Here is a 7759-nt window from a genome sequence, read left to right as displayed (position 1 = left end):
TTCGCCCACAACCCGTGGACCGCAAAGCCCGCGATAATCATCGAGTTCCGCGATCGTTAGTGCGAAGCCACATCAGCCGCAACGTGCCAGCACCCTAAACCTCCGTATTATTCGCCCGATCCCTTTTCGTTATCGGGCACTTACCCGCGTACGATTGAGCGAGCTGCCTCAAACCTCTTAGTGTCGCGCCCGGTCCGACAGGCCCACGCGCTTCATCCGTTCAAGAGATTGGCAATCTTCTCCGATCAATCAACAGGAGGCATGTTATGAATAGCGACCTTCAAAGGAGCGCCAATCTGGCGGGAATCAGGGTGCCGGACAGCGAGCTTGCTCGCGCGATAACCGAGCTGGTCCGTGATGCCGAGTCGCCGCTGCTGTTTCACCATTCGAGTCGCGTCTACTGCTGGGGCGCTCTGGCAGGCAAACGCCGCGGATTGAAGTTCGACCCGGAATTGCTTTATGCGGGCGCGATGTTCCACGACATGGGCTTGACGCACCAGCACAGCAGCAAGGAAGAACGTTTCGAGGTCGATGGCGCGAACGTCGCCCGCGACTTCCTGCAAAGCCGCGGGATCGCCCAACACGATGTCGATACGGTCTGGACCGCAATCGCCCTGCACACGACGCCGGGCATCCCGCAGCACATGCATCCGGTCGTCGCCCTGGTCACGGCCGGCGTCGAGATGGACGTGCTCGGATTAGGGTATGGCGAGTACAGCGCCACTGAGCGCGAGGTGGTTGTACATGCGCATCCACGCAGTGCGCACTTCAAGGAAGACATCATCCAGGCTTTTTACGACGGCATCAAGCAAAAGCCGGATACGACGTTCGGCAACGTGAAGGCTGACGTGCTCGCGGACAAGGATCCGCATTTCACCCGCGGCAATTTCTGCAGCGTGATCCGCAATTCCGCCTGGCGTGGGTAGGCGTCGCCCGTCCTCTCATCGGCAATTTGGAGCGGCCAACGGCGCGCGAAATCCCGCGCCTTCATTAGCCCACCACGTGCTCAACACTCAGGAATCCAACATGTCCAAAACAGAACCATTTACCAACGCCACCGGCGCGCCGGTCGCCGATAACACCAACATCATGACCGCTGGACCGCGCGGCCCAGCCTTGCTGCAGGATATCTGGCTGATCGAGAAGCTCGCCCACTTCGACCGCGAGGTGATCCCCGAGCGGCGCATGCACGCCAAAGGCTGGGGAGCTTACGGTACGTTCACGGTGACACACGACATCACCCGCTACACCAAAGCCAAGATTTTCTCAAATGTGGGCAAGCAGACGCCCATGTTCGCACGCTTCTCCACGGTCGCCGGCGAGCGCGGCGCGGCCGATGCCGAACGCGACATCCGCGGCACCGCCCTCAAGTTCTACACCGAGGAGGGCAATTGGGACATCGTCGGCAACAACACACCGGTCTTTTTCTTCCGCGACCCGCTGCGATTCCCGGACCTCAACCATGCGATCAAGCGCGATCCACGCACCGGGCTGCGCAGCGCGGACAACAATTGGGATTTCTGGACGCTGCTCCCCGAGGCGCTACATCAGGTCACCGTTGTCATGTCCGACCGCGGCATCCCGAAAAGTTTTCGCAACATGCACCTTTTCGGCAGCCATACGTTCTCGATGATCAATGCCGCCAATGAGCGCGTCTGGGTCAAATTCCACTTCCGCACCCAGCAGGGAATCGTAAACCTCACCGACGCTGAGGCTGCGGCCATCGTGGCCGGCGATCGGGAAAGCCACGGCCGGGACCTGCTCAACGCGATCGAGGCCGGCGATTTCCCGCGCTGGACGCTTTTCATTCAGGTGATGTCAGAAGCACAGGCGAAGACGCATCGGCATAGCCCGTTCGACCTGACCAAGGTCTGGCCGAAAGCGGAGTATCCAATGATCGAGGTTGGGGCGATGGAGCTCAACCGCTATCCGGACAACTATTTCGCGGAAGTGGAGCAGGCCGCCTTCTCGCCCGCCAACATCGTTCCCGGCATCGGCTTTTCTCCCGACAAGATGCTTCAGGGCCGCCTGTTCTCCTATGGCGACACCCAGCGTTATCGGCTCGGCGTCAACTTCAACCACATCCCGGTCAACGCGCCGAAATGCCCGTTCCAAAGCTACCATCGCGACGGCAAGATGCGCGCCGACGGCAATCTGGGAGGGACCCCTACCTTCCATCCCAACAGCGCGGGCATGTGGGATAACCAGCCCAATTTCGCCGAGCCGCCAATGCCGATGGAGGGCGACGCTGCGCGCTGGGACCACCGCGTCGACGACGACCATTGGGAGCAGCCTGGAAATTTGTTCCGGAAGATGACCCAGCAGCAGCAGATGTTGTTATTTGAAAATACGGCGCGGGCGATGGGCGATGCAAGCGTGCACATCAAGCAGCGGCACGTCGACAACTGCACGCGCGCCGATCCAGCCTACGGGACCGGAGTAGCAAGGGCACTCGGGCTCAAACAGCCTGAGCTGGTCGATTGAGACAACGCTAGGACGCCGCAATCTCGGAATCGTTCAGGCTTCTCCGGCCTTACGCGATGAGCCCCCTCGCGCGGGTTGGGGCAGCGCGGCGACATGTCGGCAGCCGAGGAGTAGCCCGGAAGTCACTTAGGGCAGGTCGACGCGACTGACCCATTGGCGGAAGTGGTCGGCTTTGAGAGGAGGCGCCCTAAACCTTCGTATCGTTCCGTCACCCATCTAGATGCCGGACGAATATCTGCGTTCAATTGAGCTGCTGATCGTGATCGTCTTAGGCTGGGTGCGTCGGAAAAGCGAACAGGCTCATCAAGTGCGACGCTGAAAATAGGGTGATCGACGAACAGCTGAGATAATACGGAGAGGAGAGTACAATGCCCAACTGCTTCGAAAGTCTTAGATCTGCCAGTGCCGCGCGATGCGCAGTTTGTGATGGCAAGTTTGGTCTCATTCGGCACTACTCGTGGCGAACGCCTCTTTGTTCCCAAGTGCGTCGATCGCTTCAGAGCTCGCAGGGAAAGTGACCGTAATTGGGTGGGTTGGCTCCAGATCACCTTCAACCAGCTGCCAGAGAACCGCGCGAGGGCTTTGTGATGGTCCAGATCTCACATCGAGCCAAGGCATATTTTGAGACAGCACGGACTTTGCTCCGCGCAGCCCAAACCATGACCGACTCAGCGATTGCGGGTCAGCTAAAGGCGCTTGCCGATGACTACGAGCGGCGAGCTGAGCGAGCTTCGCAAGTTGATGCAGCCAAAGCATTGTCCCCATCGTCAGCTGGCGCTGAACGCGAATCGCGTGCATGACCTGGTGGGCAGCTTCAAACATGATTCCCGAATTCTGTACCATTGAATGGCTGACCCTGCACGCCGGCTCCAAGGAGCTAGAGGCATTCAACGTCGAGCGCGTGCGCGGCTACCTCGAGTGCAATCTCGGCTGCAAGAAGAAGGAAGTGATCCACGCGCTCGGCCTGCATCCGCGCACCGTGGCCAAGGCCATCAAGATCATCCGGGCAAATGCCCCTCGCAGCAATGGGGCTCTCCAATCGTGATCAAGATCATCGCCGTGCTCTGCAATCTTTCCTCTCCGGCAAATTGCCACGAGCAGACCGTCACCACCTCGGATTTCGCAGACATCTCGATGCAGTCCTGCCTCATGGGCGCGCCGCAGCTTGCCGGCTGGATGAAGCTGCATCCGGCAGAACGCCTGGCGGGCTGGCGCTGCGTGATCGGCAAACAGGATGGCAGGGGAGCTTAGGTCTCAAATCCGATGCGCTCCGCCTGTGGCGCTCGCTTGCGAAGCAGTGCCATCAGCGCCCCCGGGTCGGACTTGGCCTTTCCCTCGAACAAGACCTGACCCACTTCGTCGACCACACACACTGATGTTTCTTTTTGCGAGACATCCAACCCAACATACTGCTTCATAGCCCCTCCGATTCGCGGGATTGCGGGAAGGCTTGAAGATAGCGGACATTTCGAGCCGCGGGCGCCGACCGCAATTGCGTCATCGTCTGCAAATTTGGCTCTGACTCATATGTGGAACGGCCCGGGCTGCAAGATCTTTCTCTGGTTGAACAAGGGATGACGGTGCGGTCATATGTTCGGCCTGTGAACGCGGCGCCTGGCCGCTGGCCACGATGATATCCGCGGAAGCAATCGCCCAATCAATTTCTCGCGCTCGAAGCGCAGTGAGTCAGGCGGTCTGATTGCTACCGGGAATGACGTCATTCGGGGTTCATCCAGATTTGCACCTTGCCTCCTCGGCAGCGTTCTTCTTCCGCCGGAGAGCTCTTGAGATTAGGATATCAGCATTGCGGCCGGCGCCTGATAAATGCCGCCTCTGACCAGCAAGGCCCAGATCGTGCGCGCAATCTTATTGGCGAGCGCGACCGATACGACCTTGACCGGCCGTCTTTGCAGCATGGTCCGAATCCAGAGTGGGACTTTCAAGCCTCCTTTAGCAAGCTTGATGATAGAGGTCGCACCAACGATCAGGAGCGTCCGTAGTTGCCGATTTCCACGCTTTGATATCGCGCCGAGCCTTTCTTTCCCGCCGCTCGACTGTGCCCTCGGTGTGAGCCCCGTCCAAGCCGCAAAATCTCGTGCAGTCGCAAAATCGCGAGCATCCACAACGGATGTCCGAACGGTAGCGGCGATGAGAGGACCGACACCCGGAATGCTCATCAGACGCCTTGCATCCTCGCCGACGGCTGCATGCACCGGACCGGGCGTCATGAGGAGGACGGGTGCTGGCCTGATCTCAGGTAGGTGGAAACGCAAGCGCGCTATCACACCCTGTCGCACGGTGCGATAGCGCGCGGCGTCGCTTATGAAGTCCGCGCCTTATGTGAAGCTAAGGCTTCTTAGGTGTCCTACGGCGACGACGAGAGGGGGTCCAATTTGCCGCTTTGATTGCGCTATGCGGCCCCCGCAAAGAAGCGCCCGCACCGCTTTGTAGCGGCGCCATTAACCTCTCGCCAATGACGTTTCGTAACTGAACCTTCCACGAGGCTGCGTTACGCTCGGAGCAGAGAGGGCATATGACCGAGCGCACGAATATCGAACCAAATGCCGCGGCAGCAGCGTTGGCGTATTTCAACCCCAAGAGGCGGCGTGGCGCCTTAAGCCATGCGGGCCCCGTTTTCTGGGTTTGTTTCTTTGGACTGGCGCTACTCGCGGTCATAGCGGGAGCTACTGCGCTGATGGTCGAAAACTTGCGGGAGCAGGAACTGCAGAAAAGCCGCGAAGGCCTCCAGAACACGGTGCGTCTACTTGCCCACCACTTCGATCAGCAGTTAGACGACTTTGAAGCTGTCGAACGGTCGCTTGCGGCTGAGATCGCCCGGGAAATCAGCTTCCCTGATCAGCTTCAGTCGATCGCATCTGGCGAGAGCTTTCACCGGTTGCTTCGCAGCAAGGTAAACGACTCCGCAGATTTTGCTGGGGTCAACGTCTACGACACCGAAGGCACTCGACTCGCTTCCTCCACTCAATGGCCTGCCGCCCGAGTGAATCTGTCCGACCGCAAGTACTTTCAAGCTTTCAAGAGTGATCCTGCGAGCAGCCCCGTTCTGGTCGAACTCGTCAAGAGTCGATTGTCGGAAGGGCTGACTATCGTTATCGCTCGCAAGATCACCGGGCAAGACGGACAATTTCTCGGACTGGTAACCAGAAGTTTGTCTCCCGAGACCGTCGAGAGCTTCCTTTCGTCCATCGCGCCTCCCAACGCCGCTCTCTCTCTGTTTCACCAGAATGGCGCCTTGCTCGCTCGCTTTCCGGGTGCAGGCCACGCACTTGGTCAAGACGCTTCACCAATGGCCGCACAAGCGGCAGAAAACGGCCGACAAGCCACGATCAACGTCGTCAGCCCGCCGGATGGTGAGGATCGGATCGGATCAGTCAGATATCTGGACCATTATCCACTTGCCGTCTTGGCCACGGTCAAGGTGTCAACCGTCCTGGCAAATTGGTTCAGCCAGGCACGCTTGGTTCTTTGGGGAGCAGGTGCTGCTGGTGTGGTTGGTTTGATAATGCTCGCCTTCGTCGCGCTTCATCTAAGGAGGCAGCGTCAACAACTGGACCTTGCGGTCAACAACATGAAGCAGGGTCTTCTGCTGTTTGACCGCTCGGAGCGCTTGATCATCTGCAACAGCCGTTACCTAGATATGTTCGGCCTATCACCCCACGTAGTGAGACCCGGATGCTCGCTGCGAGAGATCATCCAGCACCGCGACGAGACCAACTCGTTTCTTGGCGGCGTGGATGCGCCCTCCGAACTGACTCGTGCGGCGAAATCGGGCGAACCCACACAGACCCTTACCCAGACGGCTGATGGCCGCTGGATGCAGATCATAACGCAGCCGGTGCCGCGTGGTGGATGGGTCTCAACCATCGAAGACGTTACGGACCGACGGGAATCCGAGGAGCGGATAGCCAGGCTCGCAAAGTACGACATGGTCACCGAGTTGCCGAATCGCTTCTTTTTCCTTGACCGCCTCCGCCAGGAACTCGACAGCGGCCCCCGCGTAAGCCTGGCTGTGTGTTTCCTCGACCTCGATGAGTTCAAGTCCGTCAACGACTCGCTCGGTCACTATATCGGAGACGAACTGCTGAAAAGCATCGCCGCAGCGCTTCGAGATTGCGTCGGGCCTGAAGCATTCCTGTCGAGGTTGGGTGGAGATGAATTCGCAATACTCGCGCCACGTCGTGATGATGGCGATGACAGCATCGCGAGGCTGATCGAAACGATCTACGGCGCGCTTCGCAGACCACATATCTGTGGCCCATACACGCTCACGGCGGACGCAAGTATTGGGGTAGCCCTGGCTCCGAAAGACGGGAAAACGTGCGAGGACCTGCTACAGAATGCCGATTTGGCCATGTACGAAGCGAAGTCATCCGGCAAGAAGAGCTACCGGTTCTTCGAGCCAGGGATGGAAAAGCGAGCGCGTGATCGCAGGGTCCTCGAAGGGGACCTGCGCATCGCGCTTGGCGCAGGTGAAATCGAGGTTTATTTTCAGCCGATCGTTGGACTGCGCACTGGCGAGATCGTCGGCTGCGAGGCGCTCGCCCGCTGGAATCATCGGCAGCGCGGCTTTGTCTCTCCCGCTGAGTTCATTCCCGTGGCTGAGCAATGTGGGCTGATCGACCTTCTCGGAGAGCACATCCTTCGAGTTGCGTGCAACGAAGCGGCGAGCTGGCCTGTACACATGAAGGTGGCCGTCAACGTTTCTCCCGCTCAATTCAAGACGGGGGGGCTTCCCTTCAAAGTGGCTTCGGCTCTTGACCAGGCTGGTTTGGCTCCAGGTAGGCTCGAAGTGGAAATCACGGAAGCTGTCTTGATCAAGGACGACCAGCTCGCCCTTGATATTCTTCACCAATTGAGAGCCCTTGGAGTCCGATTGGCGCTTGACGACTTCGGGACCGGGTATTCCTCTCTGAGCTACTTGGGCAAGTTCCCGTTCGACAAAATTAAAATCGATCGCTCCTTCGTAAGAGAGCTGACCGAAGGGAGCAGGTCTGCCGGCATCGTAAGGGCTGTCGTGGCGCTTGCAGCAGAACACCAGATGTCGACGACGGCAGAGGGCGTGGAGACGGAACAGCAGCGGGACCTGCTGCGCGAGCTTTCATGTGATGAGATGCAGGGTTATCTTGTGAGCCGGCCTAGGCCGGCAACTGACATCAAGAAGATGCTGATTGCCGGCTCACCATGTTGCCAGGTGGCGTGCTGATAGGCAGGAACCCGATGCCGCTTCACCTTGGCACGGCAGGTGGAGCAAGCG

6 protein-coding genes and 2 pseudogenes are annotated in these 7759 nt (G+C 59.1%); 5 read left to right on the top strand and 3 right to left on the bottom strand.

Annotated elements, in window-relative coordinates; genetic code table 11:
- The first annotated feature begins 266 nt into the window (after positions 1–266).
- Together B5V03_RS29175 and B5V03_RS29170 are read left to right on the top strand one after the other, a co-directional pair.
- Positions 267–926: an HD domain-containing protein gene (locus B5V03_RS29175; protein WP_129273846.1), complete on the top strand. Its 660-nt coding sequence runs from the start codon at positions 267–269 to the stop codon at positions 924–926.
- 100 nt (positions 927–1026) lie between these two features.
- Positions 1027–2484 carry a catalase gene (locus tag B5V03_RS29170; protein ID WP_129273854.1) on the top strand — a complete coding sequence of 486 codons (1458 nt, stop codon included), beginning with the start codon at positions 1027–1029 and terminating at the stop codon, positions 2482–2484.
- Between the two features lie 441 nt (positions 2485–2925).
- Here the strand turns inward: B5V03_RS29170 and B5V03_RS41750 are convergent, their stop codons facing one another.
- Positions 2926–3306: a hypothetical protein gene (locus B5V03_RS41750; RefSeq protein WP_164988362.1), complete on the bottom strand. Its 381-nt coding sequence runs from the start codon at positions 3304–3306 to the stop codon at positions 2926–2928.
- On the opposite strand from B5V03_RS41750, the gene B5V03_RS29155 reads away from it, so the two are divergent.
- Together B5V03_RS29155 and B5V03_RS29150 are read left to right on the top strand one after the other, a co-directional pair.
- Positions 3305–3529, top strand: a complete 225-nt coding sequence (locus B5V03_RS29155; RefSeq protein ID WP_129273844.1) for a hypothetical protein — start codon at positions 3305–3307, stop codon at positions 3527–3529. The genes B5V03_RS41750 and B5V03_RS29155 overlap by 2 nt on opposite strands.
- Complete coding sequence (locus B5V03_RS29150; RefSeq protein WP_129273843.1) at positions 3526–3735, top strand: hypothetical protein; 210 nt, start codon at positions 3526–3528, stop codon at positions 3733–3735. The genes B5V03_RS29155 and B5V03_RS29150 overlap by 4 nt, the downstream gene beginning before the upstream one ends.
- Here the strand turns inward: B5V03_RS29150 and B5V03_RS29145 are convergent.
- Positions 3735–3902, bottom strand: a pseudogene (locus B5V03_RS29145) (IS110 family transposase); the annotation flags it as partial. The gene B5V03_RS29150 and the pseudogene B5V03_RS29145 overlap by 1 nt on opposite strands.
- Positions 3903–4274: 372 nt before the next feature.
- A pseudogene (locus tag B5V03_RS29140) lies at positions 4275–4679 on the bottom strand (transposase); the annotation flags it as partial.
- Positions 4680–5017: 338 nt separating this feature from the next.
- On the opposite strand from B5V03_RS29140, the gene B5V03_RS29135 reads away from it, so the two are divergent.
- On the top strand, positions 5018–7708 hold the full coding sequence (locus B5V03_RS29135) for a bifunctional diguanylate cyclase/phosphodiesterase (RefSeq protein WP_129273842.1): 2691 nt from the start codon (positions 5018–5020) through the stop codon (positions 7706–7708).
- The last annotated feature ends 51 nt before the right edge of the window (positions 7709–7759 follow it).

This window comes from Bradyrhizobium betae (assembly GCF_004123905.1).
Taxonomy (GTDB): domain Bacteria; phylum Pseudomonadota; class Alphaproteobacteria; order Rhizobiales; family Xanthobacteraceae; genus Bradyrhizobium; species Bradyrhizobium betae_A.
The sequence above is the reverse complement of the archived record's forward strand: the minus strand, read 5'-3'. Positions and strand labels throughout refer to the sequence as shown.